Below are 22661 nucleotides of genomic sequence, written 5' to 3'. Positions count from 1 at the left end.
AATCTTGGGGCTGAGAGTTATGGATGGTTTTTGCGGCCTGCAAGCGGCAACAGAGGCATCTGCTTTTGTATTAACAAATGCCGCATCGAGGAGAAATGTAGAAATCGCGGGTGACATTTGTGTGTCAAACCGCAATACATCGTCGAATCTCACGCGCGTTTTTTCATCCGAATTTCCGGCGGCGCTATCGACTGACCAGGAGCTGACTTAAAACTTAGGTGAGAGTTAGCAATTAGTTAGACGTGGATTACAAGGGCGACGCGTAGAGGCCGCCCGGCATGCAACGCAGCGCTTCCCGAGCCGGACATCGCAATCCAAAAATCAATTGATCCAGGCAAAAAACCAATTCGTCTGGGCATCACGATTTGTAAAATCACCAGATCTCCAATTCTTTATTTAGTCAATTGCCAAGCCCGCCACGCGATCAAAATTTCCACAAATTGATTCGCAAATCAATCAGCTCTTGAATTGACGGCCGCGCATTGCTGCGGCAAAGCGATGCCCCGCTCGGGCTCATTGCCTACCCCCGCTAGCGCCGGCCACCGACCGAAGCGCCGCGGCGCAAGCCAAAAAGTGCGAGCTCCACAACAAGCAGACAAGGAGCGACCATGAGCTCATATGGCGTCAATACACCACCCTCCGGCGTGCTCGCCGCGGAGGGCAGCCGAAGCGGTGTCTCATGGGGCGCGATCTTCGCGGGCGCGGCCGGCGCCGCATCCTTGTCGCTGATCCTGCTGATGCTGGGCACCGGCCTCGGCATGTCCTCCGTCAGCCCGTGGACCCATCAGGGCGCCAGTGCGGGCGCCATCGGCGTCGCGACGATCCTGTGGCTGAGCTTCACCCAGATCGCCGCGTCTGGCATGGGCGGTTATCTGGCAGGCCGGCTGCGTACCAAGTGGGCCGGCGTGCATACGGACGAGGTCTACTTCCGCGACACGGCCCATGGCTTCCTGGCCTGGTCTGTCGCGACGTTGCTGACCGCCGCGCTGCTCAGTTCCGTGGTGGGTTCGATCGTGGGCGCGGGTGCGCAGGCTGGTGCCACTGTCGCGAGCGGCGCGGCCACGGCCGTGGGCATGGCGGGGGCTGGCGCAGGCGCTGCAGCATCGCAGTCGGCACAGGACGACGGCACCGGCCCGATGAACTACTTCATCGACTCACTGTTCCGTCGCGACGCCAGCGCTCCTGCCGCCGCGACCGGCGACGCGGGCACCGGACAGCCCGCCATGCCGGAACGCGGCACGGCCGCGGCCAACGCCGAAGTCAGCCGCATCTTCCTGAACAGCATCCGCACCGGTGCGCTGCCGCCGGAGGATGCGCGGTATGTCGGCCAGGTCGTGGCGCAGCGCACGGGGTTGAGCCAGCAGGACGCCGAGCAGCGCGTGAACGACACCTATGCAAAGGCACAGGCCGCGCTGCGCGACGCGCAGGCCAAGGCCCGGGAAGCCGCCGACGCGGCCCGCAAGGCATCGGCGTATGCCGCCTTGTGGCTGGTGGTCTCGATGCTGATCGGCGCCTTCGTCGCCAGCTTCGCCGCGACCTACGGCGGGCGCCGGCGCGACCTCTGAGCGACCGGCCTGCGTGAACACACTTCCTAGGAGATCCTCATCATGCGTTCGCTTCTGCTCTTGTTTCTCGGCGTGCCGATCCCGGTCATCATCCTGATCGCCCTGTTCTTTCACTAGGCGCCGGTTTCCGCGAATCTGGCCGCATAGGCGCGGAACATCGCATTGCGCTCTTCGAGCGCCTCCTGCGTCGGCGGCACCATGATCGGTGCCCCTTCCGCTGCAAAGGCCTGGCACTGCGCCACATAAGGGCGCAGCTGCGCGTGGTAGGCCGCGGACGCCGCCTCCATGCGTCCGCCATGCTCGGTCCATGTGTTCGCCAGGATCTCCGCGGACACCATCGCCAGGGTCGTCCCCATGCCCGACAGCAGTGCAGCGCAGTGGCCCGCGTCGCCGATGACCGCGACGTTGCCGCGTATCCAGCTCGGCATGTGGGTCTGGCTCACCGAGTCGAAGTAGAAGCCCTTGGCCGCAGGGTCGGCGAACGCCGCGCGCATCGCAGGAACCTGCCACGCATCGACACGGGACAGCAGCCGATCGATGAGTGCGCGCTGGGCATCCAAGTCGCGGTAGTCATAGCCAATCTCGGGGCTGGCGGCGAGCATCAGGCCCTGCGGACCATCGCCCGCGTCACGCACGGCGATCGTCAGGCCTGGCACGCTGAGCATGGCGCGGTGCCAGTGCCGGTCGGCAGGAAGATCGACGAGCGCGACGTAGTGGCCGAAGTGACGGACATATTCCTTCTCGGGTCCGAAGGCGAGCCTGCGCACGTTGGAATGAAGGCCGTCGGCGCCGACCACCAGGTCGTAGCGGCCCTGCAAGCCGTCCGCGAAGCCGACTTCCACTCCGCCCGCGCCATCGGCGATCGATGCGATGGAAGCCTTGAAGCGAAACTCGACCCCGTCGGGTATGGCGCTCATCAGGATCCGGTTGAGGCGGTCGCGCGTGATCTCGACGTCCTCGTCGGTCTCGTTGGCAAACCATCGCAGGTCGAGGGTCGCGACCTGCGCCCCCGTCCCGTCGAGCACCGGTGCCGGGTCGAAGAACCGTACCTTCTCGTCATCGATCCTCGCCAGGACGCCCATGCGCCGCGCGGTGGCGAGCGCGCGCCCGCGTACGTCGATGGGCGCGCCGCCGGGACGCAGGCCGTCGGCGCGCTCGACGACGGTCACCCGGTGGCCGAGGCGGGCGAACCAGTGGGCGGCCGAGAGGCCGGCCATGCTGGCGCCGGAAATGAGTACGTCCATGGGCTTCTCCTTCGCCGACTACAGCTTGAATTCCCTGGCCATGCGCACCACCGCCTGCTTGTCGAAGGCGTTGATGTCGTCGATCAGCTCGTTGGTGAACAGCCGGTTCGGGTCGCCGAGCTCGCTGGCCAGCTTCGGGTTCTTGCTGCTCTGTGCGCTCATCTCGATGTTCGCCTGCCACTCGGCCAGCGACGATGCCCCCATGCGCTGGTCCGGATCGTCGCTGCGGCGCATCCAGCTGTTCTTGCGGTCCTTGAGGATGAAGGCCAGTTCCTTGCGGGCCTCGTCCTCGCTGCGGCCCTTGGGCCGGCTCTCGGGGTACGTGGCCCAGTGCAGGTCGATGGCCGCATCGAGGTTGGCGTTCGAGAAGATGGTCGACTTCGCGATGCCCTGGAAAAGCGCCACCAGCGCCTTGCGCTCATCCTTCAGCAGCTTCCGCTGCACGCACATCCAGCCCGAGCCGAGCTGCGCGAATTTGGGAGTGAGCGGCACATAGCGCAGCCTGGTCCCCACCAGCTCGATGCGCGCGGCGGCGGTGTCGAAGGCCACCATCGCGTCCACGCGGTCGTTGTCGATCGCCGCGCCGGCCGGCGCGCCGTCGCCGATCGCGATGTACTCGCACCCGTCGTCCTTCAGGCCCAGTTCGGTCAGCATGATCCTGGTGATGACGATGCCGGTGTCGCCCTGGCTGCGCACGCCGATGCGCTTGCCCGCAAGGTCCGCGGCCGACTTGATCGGGCTGCCGGGCTTGACCACGATCACGTTGGCATTGCGCGGCAGCCACTTGTAGACGCTCACCAGGTCGAGCGACGGATCCTTCGCCATCGCAGGCAGCAGGATGGCCGGCACCGCCGGCCCGAAGTCCACGTGCCCGGCGCGCAGGCTCTGCAGCGCCTGCGTCATGCTCGACATGTTGACGTATTCGATATCCACGCCCCTGGGCTTGTAGAAGTCGAGCCTGGGATGCTGGCCCGCGGTGGCGAAGCACTGCTGCGGATCGTTCACCGCCGCGGTGTTCGCCACCTTCATCACCCGCACGCCCTGCGCCAGTGCCGGCAGGCTTGCAGCGAAACCCAGGGCACCGAGGCCCAGCCCGAAATCACGTCGCGTCAACATCGCTCACTCCTTCAGACGGAAAAAAATGCGGGGATGCAGGGGCTCAGGCGTTCACCGTCCGCTGCGAGGCGTCGGCCGGCATCCAGTGCAGCACGCGGCGCTGTATGCGGCGCAGCAGGTCGCTCAGCACGATGCCGATCACCGAGAGCACCACGCACACCGCGAAGCTGCCGCCGGTGTCGGCCTGGGCCTCCATCTGCAGGATGAGCACACCCAACCCGGCCTGCGCGCCGACGAACTCGCCCACCACCGCGCCGACCACGCTGAAGGCCGCGGCCATATTCAGCCCCGCGAAGATATAGGGCAGCGCGCTCGGGAACTTGGCCTTGCGGAAGATCTGCCACTGCGTGGCGGAGAGCGAACGCAGCAGATCGATGCGGTCCGGGTCCACCGCCTTGAAGCCCGCGATGCTGGTCACCAGCACGGGGAAGAAGGTCAGCAGGCAGATGATCATCACCTTCGAGCCGATGCCGAAGCCCAGCCACACGACGATGATCGGCGCGACCGCCACCTTGGGCACGCTCTGCAACGCGGCGACGTAGGGCGCCAGCAGCGCTTCGACCTTCGGCATCTGCGACACCACGATGCCGATCGCAAGGCCGATGCCGCTGCCGATGAGGAACCCCAGCAGGATCTCGGTCACCGTCACGCCGCCGTGGTACCAGAAGCCGTCCTTCGCGAGCGGCCCGGTGGCCAGGCCACGCCACAGCGCGACCGCGATGTCGCTCACCGGCGGCACGAGGTGCTGCGGCACCTTGAACAGGCGCACGCCCGCCTCCCAAGCGCCGAGCAGCGCAGCCAGCAGAAGGATCGACTGCACCCGCGTCGAGGCGAGCGGGTTCGCACGGCGCTTCGGGTTCGCCTTGATCGCCGCAGTGGCGGCAAGCGGGGCGCGGTCGTCGGGCGATGCAACGGAATCGGTCTTGGCGAGCATGGCGGTGGTCATCTGGAACTTCCTGTCAGTCGAACGAGGCGGCGTGCGAGAAGCGTTCGCGGATAGAGAGCGACGCGGCGGCGAAAGCGGGGTGCGACATCACGTCCATGGCCCGCGGACGCGGCAGGTCGATGGGCAGCACGCGTTCGAGCGTGCCGGGGCGTGGCGACATCACGAACACCCTGTCGCCGAGGAACACCGCCTCCGGAATCGAGTGCGTGATCAGCACCACCGTCTTGCCGCTTTCCATCCAGATGCGCTGCAGTTCAAGGTTCATGCGCTCGCGCGTCATCGCATCGAGCGCACCGAAGGGCTCATCCATCAGCAGGATCTTCGGGTCGTGCAGCAGCGCCCGCGCGATCGAGGCACGCTGCTGCATGCCGCCGCTCAGCTGGCGCGGCAGCTTGTGCTCGAAGCCGTCGAGCCGGACCATGTGCAGCAGCTGCATGGCGCGCTCGCGCGCCTGCTTCGCCGGAATGCCCAGCACCTCGGCCGGCAGCATGACGTTCTCGAGGATGGTGCGCCAGGGCAGCAGGATGGAGCTCTGGAACACCACGCCCACATCGCGCCGCGTGCCCTGAATCGGCTGCCCGTCGAGCACCACGCGGCCGGTGCCGTAGTCGAGCAGCCCCGCGAGGATGCGCAGCAGCGTGCTCTTGCCGCAGCCGCTGGGGCCCACGATGGTCACGAAGCTGCCCTCCTCGATGGCGCAGTCGATGTCCTTCAGCGCGAGCACGCCTTCGCCGCCATCGCCGAAGTGCTTCGAAAGCCCTTCGATGCGGATGTAGTCGGGGCGCCCGCGCGCGCGCTGATGCTTCGTGCTGCTCATGCTCATGGCTTGGCTCCTTCGGGACTCAGGAAACGGACGATGTGATGCGCCAGGACCTGCGGCGCCTGCATCGCGGTGACATGGCCGATGCCGGGCAGCAGCACCGCATCGGCGCCGCGAATGCGGCCGGCCATCGACAGCGTCACGCTCGGCGGCACCACGCGGTCGAGCTCGCCGGCCAGCACCAGCGTGGGCGCGACGATGTCTGCCACGCCTCGCTCGAGCGCGGTCTGCACGGTCGCTGCGCGCCGCGCGGACCGTGGCGACTCCGGCCGCGCCTTCGCGAACATGCGACGCAGATCCGGGTGCTGATCGAGAAAGGCCTCGGGGAAGAACCAGGTCGCCAGCTCCTGTGCGGTGCCGGGCAGGCCGCGTCGCAATTCAGCCAGGCGCCGTGCATCCGGACAGAGCTCCTCGTAGGGCCTGGGCAGCGGCCAGGTACTGCCCAGCACGAGCTGGTCGACCGAGCGCGGGTGCAGCACCGCCAGCGCCTGCGCAACCCGCCCGCCGAAGGACGAGCCAAAGACATGGGCGCGCTTGAAGCCGAGGGCCTTGATGAACTGCTGCGCATCGTCCGCCAGGTCCGCGAGCGTCGAGGCGTGCTCGGGCCCCTCGGTCTCGCCGCAGTCGCGCTGGTCATAGGCGATCACTGTGAACTGCCCCGACAGCCGCGGCACCAGCGCCGCGAACATCTGCCGCGACGCCTCCGCGCCGTGCATCAGCACCAGCGGCGGGCCTTCGCCTTCACGGTCGAAGGCGATGCGCTGGTCGCCGACCTGGACGAAGTCCGTCATGCGACGCCTCCTTCTTCCTGATCCATCCAGAACGTCATCTCGATCTTGAGACCACGAGGATCCTGCAGGAAGAGCTGGTGAATCGCCCAGCCCGGGATCGGCGCCTCCACGAAGGGAACGCCCAGTGCGCGAAGGTGCGCGCGCATTTCGGCCAGGCCGCGTGAGCGGAACGAGATGTGGTCGACGTGGCCCGTGACAGGGCCGCCCGGCTCGCCCGGCCGGTCCGGCGCCGACAGGTGCGCGTACAGGTGCACGATGGGCTGGCCGTCGGCATACAGCCATGCGCCGGGCGCCGGGATCTCCGGCCGCGCGCCGACCGTGAGTCGCATCACCCGGGTGTAGAAGTCCACCAGCGGCGGCAGTTCGTCCGGCGTGCAGCGGATGGTGAAGTGGTGCAAGGCAGTCACAGGCATGGCGTTTCCTCGAAGCTGTAGGCGAGCCCGGGCACGGAAGGCACCCAGCGCGCGGCGGCCAGCGCCAGCAAGCGGATGCCAAGCACCTCCTCCGGCTGCCAGCGGGTGCGGGTGCCGAAGACGTTGAAGGTGGCGTAGCAGAGCGTCCCCTGCATCAGCGGCACGTTGATCACGCTGCGCAACGCGTAGGCCTGCATCTGCTCGAAATCGTCGAAGGTCTGCGCAAGCACATGCTCGCCCTCGCCGACGAACACACGCCCCTGCACGAAGAGGCATTCGGTCCAGCGCGTCATGGTCTTTCGCTTGGCGCCGTTCACGGGAAAGCTCGACGCCTCCGACGAATAGAAGCGACGCAACAGGACCTGGCCGGCCGCATCGTGCCCGGTCGTCACGTTCTGCTGGATGCTGAAGATGCTGCCCGGGGCGATCAGCAAACGACGGCTGTCGATGCGGCGCAGCGCCTCGACAGCGTTCGGCGCCTCGGCCAGCGAGTCCAGAAATCCGGCGGTGATGGCGGTGGTCTTCGGTGCAGTGGGCGTGTCCATGGGGAAAAGTCTAGGACCAGCAATTCACCAAAGTGAAATAATTTCTGATAGCTCGATAACCCAGGAGTTATGGCCTTGCCCACCGCCCGAGACCCCGCCGCCGAGTTGCACCGCACACTGCTCTCACGCCTCAAGCTGCGGCAACTCTCGCTGCTGCAGGCCATCGACCGGCATCGCACCCTCAGCCGCGTCGCCGCCGAAATGCAGCTCAGCCAGCCAGCGATCACCAAGGCGCTGCACGAGGTCGAGGACATCTTCGGCAGCACGCTTTTCGAGCGCTCCAGCAGAGGGCTGGTGCCCACCGCCGCGGGTGACGCGGTGCTGCACTACGCGCGGCGCTGGCTTGCCGAGCTCGAGGCGACCACGCGCGTGCTCACCTCGCTGGAGGCGGGCCGCAGCGGCCGCCTGCGGCTGGGCTTCACGCAGCAGGTGCCGCAGCAGCTCATGTCGGCCGCGTTGACGCATCTGCTCGACCGTTCGCCGCGCATTTCGGTGATGGTGCGCGAAGGCACCACGGACGAACTGGTCGCCGGCCTCGTCGCGCGCGAGCTCGACTGCGCCATCGGCCGCTCCTACGACGGCGACGCGAGCGGGCTGGTGCAGGAGGCCATCCACGAGCAGGAGCCCTGCCTCGTGGTAGGTGCGAAGAACGTCGAGCGGCTGTCGCGAGGGCCGCTGGACTGGGCCCGGCTCGCCCAGCTTGACTGGATCCTGCCGCCGCCCAACACACCCATGCGCAGGACCTACAACGCCATCTTCGTCGGCGCCGGCGTCCAGCCGCCGCTGCCCATCCTGGAGACCACCGCGATCCGGAGCATCCAGACCGTGCTGCGCCAGGAGCCCAACGTCATCACCATCTTCGCGCGCGACGTGCTAGCCGGCATGGAGGACGCGGGCCACTGCGCCGCGCTGCCCTACCGGCTGAGCTGGAACCTGCCGCCGGTGAGCTTCTTCACGCTGAAAGAGCTCGAAGCGCACCCCACGGTGCAATCGCTGCGCGGCGCGGTGGTCCAGACCGCGCTGCGCATGAAGCGCCCGGCAGGCTGAGCCGGCCCAGGTCAGTCCACCCGCAACCTGGCGACTTTCGCCAGCGACTGCCAGACCGCGAGGTCCCGGTGGACGGTGGCGCCGAACTGCTCCGCGTTCTTGATCGGCGGGCGCGGCATGTTCTGCGCGGCGAACTTCTGGATGATCTCTTCGGTCGACAGGATGCGGTTGATCTCCTGGTTCAGGCGCGCGACCACCTCGCGCGGCGTGGCCGCCGGCGCAAAGATGCCGTACCAGCCGTCCACGTCGGAGCGGTAGCCCTGCTCGGTCAGCGTGGGCACTTCCGGCAGCGCGGGTCCGCGGGCGGAGCCGGTGCTGCCGAGTGCGATCAGCCTGCCGCTGCGGATGTGCGGAACCGGCGATGCGATGTCGACGAAGCCCACGCCGATGATGTTGCCCAGCAGGTCGGTCACCAGCGGCGAGACGCCCTTGTAGGGCACATGCGCGATGCTGATGCCGTACTGGGCCTTGATGCCCTCCAGCACCAGGTGGCCGGTCGAGCCGTTGCCCCAGGAGCCGCAGGCCAGCTTGTCGGGGTTGGCCCTGGCCTGGCGAACCAGGTCTGCCAGCGAGCGGATACCCGTCGCCGGGTTCGCCACCAGCAGAATGCCGGCGGCGCCGACCTGCGCGATGGGCAGAAGGTCTTTCTGCGTGTCGTAGGGCATCTTCGGCTGGATGACCGGGTTGATCGCAATCGCCGAGGACGGCGACAGCAGGATGGTGTAGCCATCGGGCGCCGCCTTGGCGACGGTGTCATTGCCGATCAGGCCGTTCGCGCCGGGCTTGTTGTCCACGACCACCGGCTGCCCGAGGGCCTGCTGCAGCGGCACGGACAGCAAGCGCGCGAAGATGTCCGAGCCGGCACCCGGAGGGCCGGGCACCACCAGGCGGATCGGGCGCGCCGGCCAGGCGCCGGCTTCGCTGGCCCATGTTTGGCCCTGAAGGGCGAGCAGCCCCGCGCCCGCCAGCAGGCGGCGGCGTGAAATGGTCGGTGGAATCATGCTGGAGTCTCCTTGTTGTGATCTCGGGCCGCGGCGGCGCCGAGGCGAAGCACCTGGCCGGTCAGGAACTGCGCCCGGGGGCCGGCCATGTAGTCGAGCAGCGGCAGGCAGGCGTCGGGTGCGAGATCGCGCGGCAGCTCCAGCGCGTTGATGCGCAGCGCGTGCGAGCCCCATTCGGCGGCCAGCGTGGCGACCAGCATCCGTGCCGCATCGGCATCGCCGGCCATCTGCCAGTCGAGCCCCGGTTCGGGCGCAGGCATCAGCAGCGTGAGGCTGGCGTGCGCTGCATGGCGCGTGCGGAAGCAGCGCGCCGCATCGAGCACCGCATCGAGCCGAGAGCCCGGCGGCGCATCCAGCGCGCGCGCATCGGCAACACCCGCGTAGCCCGTGGAGCCCGAATGGCTCGAATGCGAGCGAACCCATTTGTCCAGGGCGGCGCGCCACATCGGTTCGCGCACCGCCTCGCAGCTCGGGCGCAAGGGCGCATCGAACGCCAGGGGCGGACGTTCGCAAGGCGGCAACGGCTGGCTGCCTCCGCAAACAGACGAGCCGCCGTCGAGCACCAGCAGCCGGCCGGTGAGCACACGCGCGCCCGGACTGGCCAGGAAGCACAAGGCGTCGGCCATCTCCTCGGGCTCGGCCATGCGGCCCATGGGAATCTTCGACGCCGCCTGCGTGGGGTCCAGCCGCCCACCGTCGATCAGGCGTTGCACGAGTTCGGTTCTCACGAAACCCGGTGCGAGCGTGGTCACCGTCCAGTCGGGCCTGGCGTGCGCCAGCGCGCGGCCCTGCCCGATCAATCCGGCCTTGCTCGGGCTGTAGAGGCCGCGCCAGGGAATGGCCCTCAGGCCCGCCCCGGAAGCCACGTTGACGATGCGCGCCCCCGGCCGCAAATGCGGGGCGCACGCCTGCACCACGCGCGCCGGTGCCGCCAGGTTGAGCGCCAGCAGGCGCGCCGCGCCGCCGTCGTCATGGCCGGACGTCGCCTCGGCGCCGCCGGCCGACATGCCCGCGTTGTTGACCAGCGCATCGAGCGGCGGAACCTCCAGGCGCAGGCGTTCGATGCGGGCCGCGTCCGTCAGGTCTGCCACCAGGCCCAGCGGCCTCTGGGCTCCGGCCGGCCAGAGCGCTTCGGTGCGTTCCAATGCGGCCGCGTCGGCGTCGACCAGCACGCAGCGCCATCCCGCGCGCGCCAGGCCCAGCGCCGCGGCGCGGCCGATGCCGGCGCCTGCGCCGGTGATCAGCACGCTGCGAGATCCAGCCATCAGCCGCCTCGCACGTTGTGCAGCAGCGCATACACCGCATCGTGCGGTGCACGGCCGCCGACGGGCTGGCGCGCGCCGAACAGGGCCGCGTCGTCCTGCGCCAGTTCAGGTCGCGTGCGCTCCTCGATCCAGTCATAGACCACGGTTCGCGCGGCCACGCGCCACTCGCCGCCGCGACGCTCGAAGCGATCCGCATAGCGGCCGCAAAGAAAGGTCTCGCGATCCGGCTGCGCGGCCGTGGACTGCAATGCAAGAAAGGTGCTTTCCACGGCGGCCACGTCGCCGTGCAATTCGATCAGCACATTGGTGATCTGGTGGACGCGGCGCCCGCCCTGCCGCAGCCTGGGCAGCGCCTGCGCGATGAAGCCGGCGGCGCTGCCGTTCCAGGCCCCGTGGCAATCGGTGGCGTCCTCCCAGTAGGCCGAACGCAAGGCGTCCTCGTCGCAGCGGTCGATGCCCCGGCAATAGCGCAGCAGGCAGTCGCGGATCGCTTCGCGGTCCAGCAACGACTGCAAGGCTGCCGGCACGGTCTGCGGCTCGCTCATGCGGCGGCGGGCGCGGCGCGCCGGAACAGCTGCAGCAGGTTGCCTTCCGGGTCGCGCAGCGACAGCACGGCGCCGTGGGCGCCCATGTCGCGCAGGCCCAGCACCTGGCCGCCGGCGGCCGCAATGCGCTCCGGCGCGCCCTCGAAGTCGTCCACCTCCAGCACCATCACCAGCCCGCTCGCGGCAGGCGCGGCCTCCTCGAGGGAGGCCAGCGCCACGTTGGTATTGCCCGCGCCGTACTGGATCCAGCGGTCGCCATCGCGGAACTTCAGCGGCAGGCCGAGCGCGCCTTCATAGAAGCCGTGCAGGCTGGCGGGATCCCTTGCCGCGACGAACACGTTCTGCACCCGCTTGGGCGGTCGCACCACGCCGCTCACAGCGAGGTCTCCGAGGCGCCGCCGTCCAGGCGCAGCACGTCCGCATTGAAGAAGCGCGATTCGTCGCCGGCCAGGAAGCAGATGGCGTCCGCAATGTCTTCCACCGTGCCCAGGCGGCCCAGCGGCGTGCGGCCGATGCGCTTGGCGTCGAGCTCCGCATTGCGATGCTTGGCCGTGCCCTCGGTGGGGATGGCGCCGGGCGCCACCGCGTTCACGCGGATGTTGCGGGCGCCCAGATCGGCGGCCGAAGCCCGGGTAATGCCCAGGACGCCGGCCTTGATGCCGCTGTAGACCACCGAGCGCATGGGCGACTTGAAGGCCGCGATGGATGCCACGTTGACGATGGAGCCGCCGCGCTGCGGGTCCATCGCCTCCGCCGCGGCCTGGATGCCCCAGATCACCGACTTGAAGCCGATCTCCACCATGCGGTCCATCACCTCCGGGGTGATTTCGGCAAGCGGCTGGTAGCGCACCCAGGCCGCGTTGTTGACCATGATGTCCAGCCGTCCGGCGTCGCTGGCGAACTGCGCCACCGCCTCGCGCATCCCTTCGCGCGTCGACACGTCGCACGGCAGCCCGATGGCCTGGCCGCCCAGGGCGCGGATCTCGGCCACGGCCTCTTCTACGAATTCCGGCTTCAGGTCGTTGATGCCGACGGTCGCGCCCAGGCGCGCCATGGCGCGCGCGGTGGCGCGGCCGATGCCGTGGCCGGCGCCGCTGATGAAGGCCGCACGGCCTGAAAGAGACATGTTCATGGCTTGGCTTTCGTGGTTTGTTCCTCGGGCACGAGCAGCGCATCCAGCGCATGGGCGCCGCGCCCCTGCTCCAGCACCATCAAGGGGTTGATATCGATCTCCGACACGTCCTGGGCATGGCGCATGGCGAATCGCGACAGCGCCGCGACCGCCTTGGCGGCCGACTGCACGTCGGCCCGGGGCCGCCCGCGCGCGCCGTCGAGCAGCGCGAAGGCCTTGAGCGAGCGCAGCATGGCGGTGGCCTGCGCCTCGTCGACGGGCGCCGGCTGCAACGCCACGTCCTTGAAGATCTCGGCGAAGATGCCGCCCAGCCCGACCATCACCATCGGACCGAACACCGGGTCTTTCTTGGTGCCCAGGATCAGCTCGACACCCCCCTGCACCATCTGCGCGACCAGCACGCCGGCGATGCGGGCTTCGGGCGCCTTCTGCGCCACGCGCGCCAGCAGGTTCGCGTATTCCTCGAGCAGCTGCGCCTCGGACTGCACGCCGACGAACACGCCGCCGACCTCGGTCTTGTGGGCGATGTCGGGCGAGACGATCTTCAGCACCAGGGGAAAGCCCAGCGCACGAGCCGCAGCCAGCGCCTCGTCACGGTTGGCTGCGATCACCTCCTGCGGCACGGGCAGGCCGGCTTGCGACAGCACGGCCTTGGCGCTTGCCTCGGTGGCGAAGGCTTCCGCCGCCAGCGGCATGCGCTCGATGGCCGCCGCGGCGGTCTCCGTGGTGCCTCGCGCGCCGAAGCGCAACAGCGCGGCCAGGGTCGCGCAAGCGGCATCGATGCCCTCCACCACCGGGAAGCCCATGCCGTTGAGCGTGGCCCGCACCTCGTGGGGCGCGCGGGCACACAGCAGGATCAGGCGCGAGGGATGGTCCTTGCGCAACTGTTCCAGCGCGGAAAGAAACACATCGCGCAGACGGGGCAGGTGGAAGGCGTTGGCCGACTGCAGGATCAGCGCGTCGCAACTGGCATCCCGCGCGACGGCATCGAGCATCTGCGCCAGGACTTCGGGCCGGCTCGACACCTGCGCCGTCATGTCCACCGGATTGGAGGGCGAGGCGAAGGGCACCACCGACAGGATGCGCTCCTGCGTGTGCGCGGCCAGCTTGGGCAAAGCCAGGCCCTGCGCGCTGGCCGCATCGGCCAGCAGCACGCCGAAGCCGCCCGAGGCTGTGAGCACGGCCACGCGGTTGCCGCCCGGCACATGCGCCGGGCCGACGACGGACAGCGCGTGGCCCACTTCGAGCAACTGCTCGATGCTGGGCACGCGAATGGCGCCGCCCTTGCGCAGCACGGCGTCGAACACGGCGTCGGAGCAGGCCAGCGCGCCGGTGTGCGAGGCCGCGGCCTCGCTGCCTGCCTCGGAGACCCCGACCTTCAGCACCACCAGCGGCTTGCCGGCCTCGCGGGCCATGGCCATGGCCCGGAGCAGCTTGTCGCCGTCGCGGCAGGTTTCCATGCAGCACAGGATCACGCGGGTGCCGGGGTCGCCCGCCAGAGACGCGATGGCGTCGGCGATGTCCACGTCGCATTCGTTGCCCGTGGTCAGCATGCGGCTGACGCCCAGGCCGCGCTCGCCGGCCAGGCGCAGCGTGAAGCTGCCCAGGTTGCCGCTCTGCGAGACGATGCCCACGGAGCCGGCCACGGGAAACGACGACTCCAGCGCCACCGAGAAGGTGGCGATGCTCCTGTCGGGCACGCCGATCGCGCCCAGGCAGTTCGGGCCGACCACGCGCATGCCGGTGGCGCGGGCCACCTCGCCGATCTGCTCCTGCAGCTGGCGGCCCTCGTCTCCCATCTCGGAGAATCCGGCGGACAGGATCACCGCGGCCTTCACGCCGCGCCGGGCACACCCGCGCACCACGTCGAGCACGCCCGCGGGCGGCACGGCGACCACGGCCAGCTCGGGTACTTCAGGCACGTCGTCCACGCTCGCATAGGCCGGCAGGGACTGCACCAGGCCGCCCTTGCGGTTGATCGGGTAGATGCCGCCCGCGTAGCCATACTTCTGCAGGAACTGCAGCGGACGGCCGCCGATCTTGGTGACGTCGTCCGACGCACCGAAGATGGCGATCGAGCGCGGGCTGAACAGCGCGTCCATGCCGCGCCCCACTTCCACGGCCTGCATCTCAGCGCCCCTTGTAGACAGGCTTGCGCTTCTCCAGGAAGGCCTTGCGGGCCTCCTGCGCATCCTCGGTCCGCGACAGGGCCATGGTGATGTTCTGCTCGAAGCGGTAGCCGTCGCGCTGCGGCATCAGGTCCATCATGTTGGCGGCCTGCTTGGCATAGGCCACGGCCATCGGTGCCTTGGAGGCGATCTCCTGCGCGATCTCCATGGCCAGCGGCATCAGCTCCCCGGCAGGCACCACCTCGTCGAGCACGCCGCGGCGGTACAGCTCGGCCGCGGACACCTTCATGCCGGTGAAGAACATGCGGCGCGTGAACGAACGCCCGAACATGGTCCTGAGCATCGAGACACCGCCCGCGAGCCCCACGTTGATCTCCGGCATGGCGAAAGTGGCGTCGTCGCTCGCCAGGAAGATGTCGCAGGCGGCCATGAGGCCGAAGCCCGCCCCCAGCGCGGGACCGTTGACCGCGGCGATCACCGGCTTGGCGCATTCGCGGATGGCGTTGCCGGTCTCGCGCGTCCAGCGGTTGTGGTCGAGAAAGTCGCCCGCCTTCCCGGCGTCGGGGCGGTCCTTGAGGTCCGCGCCGGAGCAGAAGAACTTGCCGGTGCCCGTGAGGATCGCCACGCGCACGTCGGCGCGCTCGGACACCTCGTCGAAGATCTCGATCAGGCGGCGGCGGGTGGCGCGGTCGAGCGCATTGACCGGCGGCTTGTCCAGCCGGATGACGGCGATGTGGTCGGAAACTTCCAGATTGATGCTCATCGCACACTCCCGGTTTGGTTGGAAAGAGAAGGAATCGGCGTGGCGCACGCCTGCGGCGCCAGCAACCGGGCGACATGCAGTAGCCGGTCGCCGTAGCGGAACTCCGAGGCGATGAGGCGCTGCGCGGTGCGGGTGGCAAGCACCTCCTCGCTCACGCCCATGCCGCCGTGCATCTGGATGGCCGATTCGGCGCAGGCGCGCGCCGACTCGGCCAGCGACACCTTGGCCAGGCGCAGCGTGCGGCGCAGGCCGGCCGCGTGCTGCTCGTGTTCGTGGAAGCAATGGATCACCAGGCCCTTGGCGCCCAGGTACTTCACGTACATGTCGGCCACGCGATGGCGCAGCACCTGGAAAGTGGAAAGCGCCACGCCGAACTGGCGCCGCTCCTTCAGGTGACTGACGGTCTGGCGGATGAGCGTGGCCATCGCGGCCACCGTGTCGGCGGCGGTCAGCAGCAAGGCAGCATCGGTGGCTTTCTCCAGCGCCTCGCGGGCGGCAGCGCCACGCGCGATGCACGCGCCCTCGGGCACGGCGAGCCCCTGCAGCACGAAGTCCGCGCCCTCGCGGCCCTCCGTGGTCCTGTAGCGGGCCTTCGGTGCGCCGACGCGCTCGGCGTCGACCAGAAAGATGGCGTCCTCGCCATCGACCCGCGCGGGCACCAGGTAGTGCGAGGCAGGCAGCGTGACGTCGACGCCCTGCACCTTGCCGCCCAGCTCGTAGCCGATGTCCAGGTGCCGGGCCGCCAGGGCGGTGTCGTCGGGCATGCCGGACAGCGCGGTCAGCGGCGCCACCTGCGCGCTGCCCTCGGCCACGGCCTCCAGCCAGCGCCCGGCCGTCTCTGCACCCGCGGCCTGCAACAGCAGCGGCACGACGGCGCAGGTCTCAACCACCGGAAGCTGCAGGCCATGCGTGGCCAGCCCCTCGACGATGGACGCGAGATCGCTCAGGCTGCCGCCGACGCCGCCGGCCTCCTCGGGCACGAGGGTGGCCGTCCAGCCCAGTTCGCGCACGGGGTCGCCCTGCAGCGCCCGGTCCGCGTGGTCCTGGGCGTAACGGCTCGCCGAATCCAGCAGCATGCCGGGAAAGAGCGATGGGAAAGATGTGGACATGGCTCAGGCTCCCAGCAGTTCGTTGGCGACGACGTTGCGCTGCACCTCGGAGGTGCCGCCGGCGATGGTGCGGGCGCGCGTGAACATGTAGTTCTGTATCCAGGTGGCGTCGGGCACGTCATCCCCCGCATCGGCAAGGAAGCGATGGGCCGCATCGGGGCCGACCGCGTCCAGCGCGATGGTCGTCAGGCGCTGCGCGACGTCGGCGCAGGTCATCTTGATGACGGAGGGCTGCACCCCCAGCGGGCGCTGGTGGATCAGGTCGTCGGTGGCCTGCGCCATCATCACGCGGGCGCCTTTCACGTCGGCCTCGCACAGCAACAGCTTGTGGTGCAGCCCGCCGAAGTCGCGCCGGCCCGCGGCGGCGCGGCTCGCCTCCTCGACCAGTTGCGTGACCTGGCGGCGCATGAGCTCCAGCCGCGCCACGTTGGCCGGCGGCAGGCGTTCGCGCTCGAGCAGGAACTTCGCGCAGGTCCAGCCCTTGCCGACCTCGCCCACGAGGTTGTCGGCGCGCACGCGCACTTCGTCGAAGAACACCTCGTTCAGGTGGTGCCAGCCGTCGATGGTCTTGATGGGGCGCACGGTGATGCCCGGGCTGTCCATGGGCACCAGCAGCAGCGAGATGCCTTCCTGCTTCTTCGCCTCCTTCGAGGTGCGAACCAGCATGTAGATCATGCTGGCCTCGTGCGCATGCGAGGTCCAGATCTTCTGGCCGTTGACGACCCACTCGCCGCCGTCGAGCCGCGCACTGGTCGACAGCGAGGCCAGGTCGGAGCCCGAGCCCGGCTCCGAATAGCCCTGGCACCACCAGTCCGAGCCGTCGAGGATGCGCGGCAGGAACCGGGCTTTCTGCTCGGGCGTGCCGAAACGGATGATCACCGGGCCGATGTGGCCCAGGCCGTGGTGATAGAGAGGCGGACAGTCGTTCTCGGCCATCACCTCCTCGAAGATGAGGCGCTGGCGGATGTCCCATCCGGTGCCGCCGGCTTCGACCGGCCAGCTCGGCGCGCCCCAGCCACGGGTGGCGAGGATCTTCTGCCAGGCCTGGTACTCGCGCTTGGTGATCTTCTGCCCGGCCGCGACGACGGCGCGGATCTCGGGTGGGCAGGCATCGCGCGCGAACGATTCGAGTTCGCGCCGGAAGCCGGCGTAGTCGATGGACATCTTGTCTCCTGTGGAATGACGGAAAGGCTCAGCCCCTGCGCAACTGCGTGATCAGCTCGTCCAGGGCGGCCGCGGCGCCGTCGGCATCGCGCCGGCGCAGGTTGTGCGCCACCTTGCGGCGCAGCGGAAAAAGGTCGGGTCGCGGACGCACCGAGAGCACGTGCGTCATGCGCTCGCGCAGCACGCTGGTCATGGTCTGCGCCATCAGCGTCAGCGCCTCGTTGTGGCCTGCGGCCGCGATCGAGGCGAAGAACGCGCTGGCGGAGGCAATGCGCTCCTTCAGCGGTGCGTCGTCGGGGTGCGCCTCGATGGTGTCGGCGGCCTCGTGCACCGCGTCCAGCTCGGCCTCGGTGGCGCGTTCGCTGGCCAGGCGCAGCAGCGTGCCGTAGAGCGTGCGATAGGCCTCGTCGATGTCGGCGTCTCCCAGCCGCCCTTCCACGACCAGCTTGCGCAGCGACTCGGCCAGCTTCATGTAGGCGCCCTTGTAGAACACCAGCGCCTGCTCGGACGCCCCGGCGCTCAGGTGGCGCACCTCGCCGATGAAGATGGTGTGGTCGCCCGCCTCGTGCGCGGCATGCACGCTGCACTCGAAGCCCACCAGGCAGTCGTCGATCAACGGCATGCCCAGCGAGCCGGCGCGCCAGGGCACGCCGTCGAACTTGTCCTCGATCTTGCTCGACGCGAAGCGGCCCGACAGCGCGTCCTGCTGCTCGGACAGGATGTTGATGGCAAAGCCGTCCGCTGCCTGGAAGGTGGACAGCAGGCGGCTGGCATTGCGCAGGCTGAACAGCACCAGCGGCGGATCCAGCGACACCGAGCTGAACGAGTTGCAGGTCAGGCCCGCGGGCTGCCCGTCGGGTGCGCGCGTGGTGATGACGGCCACGCCGGTCGGAAAGCAACCGAGCAGCTGGCGGAACTGGGCAGGCTCGATGAGCGAGCGGATGCCTTCGGCGGCTTCGGACATGGCGTCTCCAGGCACCCGGGCTCAGGCCGCGGCGAGTTCGGCCTTGGCCGCCGGCCGGTGCGGCGGATCGTTGGCGATCTCCTGCTGCACCGTCGGAATGATGACCTTGCCCCACACCTCGAGCTGGCGCAGCATGGTCGGGTGGTCGAAGTCGCCCATCTGGGTCTGGAAGCAATAGTGCACCGGCTTGAGCGTGCGGATCTCGTTGACCACGCGTTCGATCACGGTGTCGATGTCGCCCACGGGCAGCAGCGCGCGCATCTCGTCCAGCGAGGGTTCGCCTTCGACGATGCCTTCCTCGACCTGGTAGTCGTCGGCGATCTGCGCGGTGCGGCGCTTCAGGCTGACGGCGATGCGGCGCTGGTAGCGCGCGCACTCGAGGTAGCTTTCCACCTCGGCCTTGTCGTTGCTCGCAAAGGCCGCGCGCAGCAGGCCGACCTGCACGCCCGCGGGGTCCTTGCCCTCGGCCGCGGCCACCTTGTCGATGAGGCCACGGGTGCTCGCCAGCTTCTCCAGCCCGCCGTCGCCGCCGGAGACGAACACGTGGTGACCGGACTTCACTGCGCGCGACAGGAAGGCCGGGTCGACGCTGGTGATCCACATCGGCGGCATCGGCCGCTGCACCGCGCGTTGGCTGATCGCGCTCATGGGCTGCTGGTAGTACTCGCCGTCATAGCTGAACTTGGGCTGCCGCAGGCCGGCCTCGAGCATGTCGAGCATCTCGAAGGTGCGGCCCTTGGCCGACTCCAGCGACACGCCGAAGCGCTCGAACTCGAAGTGCTGGTAGCCAGAGCCGATGCCCAGGTTCAGGCGTCCGTTGGACAGCTGGTCGACCATCGCCACGTCCGCGATCAGGCGCGCCGGCGTGTACAGCGGAGCGACGACAATGCCCGTCCCCAGGCGGATGTTGCGCGTGACCGCGGCGCAGTGCGCGATCATGGTCAGCGGCGACGAGCACATGCCGTAGTTGCTGAAGTGGTGCTCGGCGTACCACGCGGCACCGAAGCCCAGTTCGTCCGCCAGGCGCGTCTGCTCGACGGCGTCGCGCAGAATCTGGTGGGACGTCTTATGCTTGTTCCGTTGCTGCATCAAAATGAAGATTCCGAAGTCCATCGCTGTTGCTCCTGGTTGGCTGGTTCTGATCGAGGCCAATCGTAGGAACTCAAGCCCTCGCTGGATCACCAGCGCATGCACAGCTTCTTTGCGTCTTTCGAAATGAAAGCGCTCGATTCGCTGCGCATCTTTGTCGCCACCCAGCGCAAGGGGAGCCTCTCGGCCGCGGCCCGCAGCCTCAGTCTTTCGCCGGCGACCATCTCCCGGCGCATCAGTGCGATGGAAGAAGAACTGGGCGTGCAACTGGTGGACCGCACCAGCCGCAACCTCAAGGTGACCGAAGCGGGCCAGGCCTTCCTGGAGCGGGCCGAGGCGATGCTGGAGCTCATGAACGAGGCCGAGCAGGCCGTGCACAGCGCGCGCGAACGGCCGGAAGGCCGCCTGCGCGTGCACTCCCGGACACACATCGCCCTGCGGGTGCTGGCACCGCTGCTGCCGCGTTTCGCGGAGCTCTATCCGGACATCCGCGTCGAGCTGGAACTCTCGGAGCATCCGATCAACCTGGTGGACCAGGACTTCGATGTCGACATCCGCACCGGTGAGTCCAACGACTCGGGCTTCGTCATCAAGCGGCTGCTGTCGAGCGACGAGGTGCTGGTGGCCAGCCCGGCCTTCCTGAAGACCTACTCCCGCATCCGGCATCCCTCCGACTTGCCGCAGGTGCGCTGCCTCACCTATCGGCGCGACCGCGAGATCACCACCTGGAAGTACATCGACCAGGCCGGAGAGCAGCAGGAGCTGCTCATCCAGGGCGTGCTGAGCGCCAACAACGGCGAGGTGCTGCGGCTGGCCGCCATCGGCGGCATGGGCGTGGCGCTGCTGTCCGAGGCCACCGTTCGCGACGACTTGCGCGAAGGCGCCCTGGTGCGGCTGCTGCCCGAATACCGATTCGCGGTGCGGGCCTTCTCGAACGGCATCTTCGCCGTCTTCCGGCAAAGCCGTGTGCTTCCGCTGAAGGTGCGGGCCTTCGTGGACTACGTGGCGGACGCGATGAGAAGCGAGACCGGCTAGCAATCTCCGAAATGATGGGGCAGTCGTCCCGCCGCGGGAAGTCCCTCGAGCTGGAACAGGCCGCCGTCCTGCGCCAGCGTGCCCTCCAGCCGCGTGCTGCGCGAAATGCTCGTGAGGTACAGGTGTTCAAGGCGCGGCCCGCCAAAGCAGATGCTCGTCGGATAGCTCACCGGCAGCTCGATCACGCGGTCCAGTTCGCCGTCCGGCGCATAGCGCGCCAGCCTGGCGGCGCGGGTCAGCACGGTCCAGAGAAACCCTTGCGAATCGGTCGTTGCGCCGTCGGGACCGGAGTCGAGGGCCTGCGTGCGAGCAAAGACGCGCTTGTTGCGCAGGGGACCGTCCGGGTCGTAGTCGTAGGCCCAGATGATCCGCTCCAGGCTATCGGCCAGGTACAGCACGGCGCCGTCGGGGCTGAAGCAAGGCCCATTGGCAAAGCCGATGTCGTCGGCCAGTTGTTCCACCCGGCAGTCGGTGCGCAGCCGGTAGAGCCCGCCCATCACGGGCTCGCCGGCCTGGCGGTCGATGTGCATGGTGCCCGCCAGGAAGTTGCCGGCCGCATCGCATTTGCCGTCGTTGAAGCGAACCCTCGGATGGTCCACGGGAATGCCGGCCAGATGCTCCAGCCTGCGCGTGGCGAAGTCATAGCGCGCGAAGCTGTTGCGCAGCGCCACCACGACGGCCGCGCTGCGGCAGGGCGCGATCGAGCCCACGGGCGCGGGCAGCTGGTGGCGTTCGGCCTGCACGGCATCCAGGGGCAGCCTCCAGAGCGTGCCGGGCAGTGCGTCGATCCAGGTCAGGGCCTGGGCGTCGGCATCCCAGCAGGGGCTCTCGCCCAATTGATCCTTGGTCGTCCCGACTCTGGTGATCTTCACGGTCATCGGCCAAGTGTGTGGGCGGGCCGGTGGCTCCCGGCTGCGGATCACGCAAAGCTGCTTTTCATTCCCTGCCGATCCACACGCCGGGCGGCCATCTAGACTGATTCGAGAGTCCGGATCCGGACCGAAGCTGGAGACAAAATGAGCTATCGCAAACTCGTCATGGGGCTGGCACTGTGTGCCTGCGCCATCGCCCCCACCCTCGCACAGCAGGTGACCCGCATCGTCGTGCCCTTCGCGGCCGGCGGCGGCACCGACCAGTACTGCCGCATCCTGGCCCAGGAGCTCAACAAGCAGGGGCTCAACGTCATCATCGAGAACAAGCCCGGCGCCAGCGGCATCCTCGCGGCCGACTACGTCGCCCGCGCGAAGCCGGACGGACAGACGGTGCTCGTGTCCTCGCTCGGCACGCTCGCGAACAACAGCGTTCTCTACGACAAGCTGCCCTACGACCCCGCGAAGGATTTCTCGCCGGTCACGCAGATCGCCTACCAACCCGCCATCGTCGTGGGCCGCACCGACCTGCCGTACAAGAACATCAAGGAAATGGTGGCCTACGCCAAGCAGAACCCGGGCAAGATCAACCGCGGTTCGCCGGGGGCGGCGATCCTGACGAACCTGGCTCCCCTCGCCTTCGAGAAGGAACAGGGCTTCAGCACGCTGCACATTCCTTTCAACGGCGACGCCCCTGCGCTCCAGGCCCTGCTGGGCAACCAGATCGACATCCACGGCACATCCATCACCGGATCGCTGCCCTATGTGAAGTCGGGCAAGTTGCGCGTGCTGGGCGTGATGGACTCTCAGCGCCTGCCGCAGGTGCCCGATGCGCCCACCTTCAAGGAGCAGGGCTTCGACATGGAAGCCAGGCTCTGGTATTCCCTTTCGGTGCCTGCCGGCACGCCCAAGCCGGCGATCGACCGCCTGAACAAGGCCGTGAACAAGGTGATCGCCGACCCCGAGTTCGTGGCCCGGGCCCACGCGATCGGCATGGAGCCCCAGGGCGGCACGCCCGAAGAACTGGGCAAGTTCATCAAGGCCGAGGCGGACCGCTGGGTTCCGCTGCTGCAAAGCCTCAACCTGCCCAAGCAGGCGCAGTAAGCGGC

At 68.6% G+C, this 22661-nt stretch carries 23 protein-coding genes; 4 read left to right on the top strand and 19 right to left on the bottom strand.

All coding sequences use genetic code 11. The features are described 5' to 3' along the window. Nucleotides 1-608 precede the first annotated feature (608 nt). A complete protein-coding gene (locus tag C4F17_RS33050; protein WP_159053792.1) occupies nucleotides 609-1565 on the top strand; it encodes a hypothetical protein in 957 nt (318 codons plus the stop codon). Between the two features lie 113 nt (nucleotides 1566-1678). Here the strand turns inward: C4F17_RS33050 and C4F17_RS31365 are convergent, their stop codons facing one another. The 7 genes from C4F17_RS31365 to C4F17_RS31340 are packed head-to-tail and all read right to left on the bottom strand — an operon-like array spanning nucleotide 1679 to nucleotide 7440. Further along, nucleotides 1679-2809 (bottom strand): FAD-dependent monooxygenase, encoded by a 1131-nt coding sequence (locus tag C4F17_RS31365; protein ID WP_106938279.1) that lies wholly within the window; start codon nucleotides 2807-2809, stop codon nucleotides 1679-1681. A gap of 18 nt (nucleotides 2810-2827) precedes the next feature. Further along, complete coding sequence (locus C4F17_RS31360; RefSeq protein ID WP_106938278.1) at nucleotides 2828-3925, bottom strand: ABC transporter substrate-binding protein; 1098 nt, start codon at nucleotides 3923-3925, stop codon at nucleotides 2828-2830. Nucleotides 3926-3968: 43 nt separating this feature from the next. Further along, nucleotides 3969-4871 carry an ABC transporter permease gene (locus tag C4F17_RS31355; RefSeq protein WP_106938277.1) on the bottom strand — a complete coding sequence of 301 codons (903 nt, stop codon included), beginning with the start codon at nucleotides 4869-4871 and terminating at the stop codon, nucleotides 3969-3971. 13 nt (nucleotides 4872-4884) lie between these two features. Beyond that, the gene (locus C4F17_RS31350) at nucleotides 4885-5694 is read right to left on the bottom strand and encodes an ABC transporter ATP-binding protein (RefSeq protein ID WP_234383058.1); all 810 of its coding nucleotides are present in this window, start codon (nucleotides 5692-5694) and stop codon (nucleotides 4885-4887) included. Next, nucleotides 5691-6482, bottom strand: coding sequence for an alpha/beta fold hydrolase (locus C4F17_RS31345; RefSeq protein ID WP_159053791.1), 792 nt, complete (start codon nucleotides 6480-6482; stop codon nucleotides 5691-5693). Before C4F17_RS31345 ends, C4F17_RS31350 begins: the two co-directional genes overlap by 4 nt. After that, nucleotides 6479-6895: a VOC family protein gene (locus C4F17_RS33045; RefSeq protein WP_159053790.1), complete on the bottom strand. Its 417-nt coding sequence runs from the start codon at nucleotides 6893-6895 to the stop codon at nucleotides 6479-6481. Before C4F17_RS33045 ends, C4F17_RS31345 begins: the two co-directional genes overlap by 4 nt. Further along, nucleotides 6886-7440: a GAF domain-containing protein gene (locus C4F17_RS31340; protein WP_106938274.1), complete on the bottom strand. Its 555-nt coding sequence runs from the start codon at nucleotides 7438-7440 to the stop codon at nucleotides 6886-6888. Before C4F17_RS31340 ends, C4F17_RS33045 begins: the two co-directional genes overlap by 10 nt. 75 nt (nucleotides 7441-7515) lie before the next feature. Between C4F17_RS31340 and C4F17_RS31335 the strand changes: the two genes are divergently transcribed. Beyond that, nucleotides 7516-8487 carry a LysR family transcriptional regulator gene (locus tag C4F17_RS31335; protein WP_159053789.1) on the top strand — a complete coding sequence of 324 codons (972 nt, stop codon included), beginning with the start codon at nucleotides 7516-7518 and terminating at the stop codon, nucleotides 8485-8487. Nucleotides 8488-8498: 11 nt separating this feature from the next. On the opposite strand, the gene C4F17_RS31330 is transcribed toward C4F17_RS31335, so the two are convergent. From C4F17_RS31330 to C4F17_RS31280, 11 genes are read right to left on the bottom strand one after another with little or no spacing between them, the layout of a single operon-like run. Further along, nucleotides 8499-9488 carry a Bug family tripartite tricarboxylate transporter substrate binding protein gene (locus tag C4F17_RS31330; RefSeq protein ID WP_199852003.1) on the bottom strand — a complete coding sequence of 330 codons (990 nt, stop codon included), beginning with the start codon at nucleotides 9486-9488 and terminating at the stop codon, nucleotides 8499-8501. Beyond that, nucleotides 9485-10753: an SDR family oxidoreductase gene (locus tag C4F17_RS31325; protein WP_106938272.1), complete on the bottom strand. Its 1269-nt coding sequence runs from the start codon at nucleotides 10751-10753 to the stop codon at nucleotides 9485-9487. The genes C4F17_RS31330 and C4F17_RS31325 overlap by 4 nt, the downstream gene beginning before the upstream one ends. After that, a complete protein-coding gene (locus C4F17_RS31320; protein WP_106938271.1) occupies nucleotides 10753-11298 on the bottom strand; it encodes a nuclear transport factor 2 family protein in 546 nt (181 codons plus the stop codon). The genes C4F17_RS31325 and C4F17_RS31320 overlap by 1 nt, the downstream gene beginning before the upstream one ends. Next, nucleotides 11295-11675, bottom strand: a complete 381-nt coding sequence (locus C4F17_RS31315) for a VOC family protein (protein ID WP_106938270.1) — start codon at nucleotides 11673-11675, stop codon at nucleotides 11295-11297. The genes C4F17_RS31320 and C4F17_RS31315 overlap by 4 nt, the downstream gene beginning before the upstream one ends. Beyond that, the gene (locus tag C4F17_RS31310) at nucleotides 11672-12430 is read right to left on the bottom strand and encodes an SDR family NAD(P)-dependent oxidoreductase (protein WP_081267621.1); all 759 of its coding nucleotides are present in this window, start codon (nucleotides 12428-12430) and stop codon (nucleotides 11672-11674) included. Before C4F17_RS31310 ends, C4F17_RS31315 begins: the two co-directional genes overlap by 4 nt. After that, entirely contained in the window at nucleotides 12427-14559 is a 2133-nt protein-coding gene (locus tag C4F17_RS31305; RefSeq protein ID WP_106938269.1) for an acetate--CoA ligase family protein, read from the bottom strand. Before C4F17_RS31305 ends, C4F17_RS31310 begins: the two co-directional genes overlap by 4 nt. 1 nt (nucleotide 14560) lies before the next feature. Beyond that, nucleotides 14561-15322, bottom strand: coding sequence for an enoyl-CoA hydratase/isomerase family protein (locus C4F17_RS31300; protein ID WP_081267619.1), 762 nt, complete (start codon nucleotides 15320-15322; stop codon nucleotides 14561-14563). Further along, a complete protein-coding gene (locus C4F17_RS31295; protein ID WP_106938268.1) occupies nucleotides 15319-16431 on the bottom strand; it encodes an acyl-CoA dehydrogenase family protein in 1113 nt (370 codons plus the stop codon). The genes C4F17_RS31300 and C4F17_RS31295 overlap by 4 nt, the downstream gene beginning before the upstream one ends. A gap of 3 nt (nucleotides 16432-16434) precedes the next feature. Next, nucleotides 16435-17595 (bottom strand): acyl-CoA dehydrogenase family protein, encoded by a 1161-nt coding sequence (locus tag C4F17_RS31290; protein WP_081267617.1) that lies wholly within the window; start codon nucleotides 17593-17595, stop codon nucleotides 16435-16437. A 28-nt stretch (nucleotides 17596-17623) separates the two neighbouring features. Next, nucleotides 17624-18559: a flavin reductase family protein gene (locus C4F17_RS31285; RefSeq protein ID WP_081267616.1), complete on the bottom strand. Its 936-nt coding sequence runs from the start codon at nucleotides 18557-18559 to the stop codon at nucleotides 17624-17626. A gap of 21 nt (nucleotides 18560-18580) precedes the next feature. Continuing rightward, nucleotides 18581-19672: an LLM class flavin-dependent oxidoreductase gene (locus C4F17_RS31280; RefSeq protein WP_081267615.1), complete on the bottom strand. Its 1092-nt coding sequence runs from the start codon at nucleotides 19670-19672 to the stop codon at nucleotides 18581-18583. 75 nt (nucleotides 19673-19747) lie between these two features. Here C4F17_RS31280 and C4F17_RS31275 point away from each other — a divergent pair, with 75 nt between their 5' ends. Beyond that, on the top strand, nucleotides 19748-20683 hold the full coding sequence (locus C4F17_RS31275; protein ID WP_234383057.1) for a LysR family transcriptional regulator: 936 nt from the start codon (nucleotides 19748-19750) through the stop codon (nucleotides 20681-20683). On the opposite strand, the gene C4F17_RS31270 is transcribed toward C4F17_RS31275, so the two are convergent. Beyond that, entirely contained in the window at nucleotides 20680-21561 is an 882-nt protein-coding gene (locus C4F17_RS31270) for an SMP-30/gluconolactonase/LRE family protein (RefSeq protein ID WP_106938267.1), read from the bottom strand. The genes C4F17_RS31275 and C4F17_RS31270 overlap by 4 nt on opposite strands. Nucleotides 21562-21699: 138 nt before the next feature. On the opposite strand from C4F17_RS31270, the gene C4F17_RS31265 reads away from it, so the two are divergent. Continuing rightward, the gene (locus C4F17_RS31265; protein WP_106938266.1) at nucleotides 21700-22656 is read left to right on the top strand and encodes a Bug family tripartite tricarboxylate transporter substrate binding protein; all 957 of its coding nucleotides are present in this window, start codon (nucleotides 21700-21702) and stop codon (nucleotides 22654-22656) included. Nucleotides 22657-22661: the final 5 nt, after the last annotated feature.

The sequence above is a fragment of the Variovorax sp. PMC12 genome, from assembly GCF_003019815.1.
Lineage (GTDB): Bacteria > Pseudomonadota > Gammaproteobacteria > Burkholderiales > Burkholderiaceae_C > Variovorax.
This window is presented reverse-complemented; position numbering and strand designations above follow the sequence as displayed.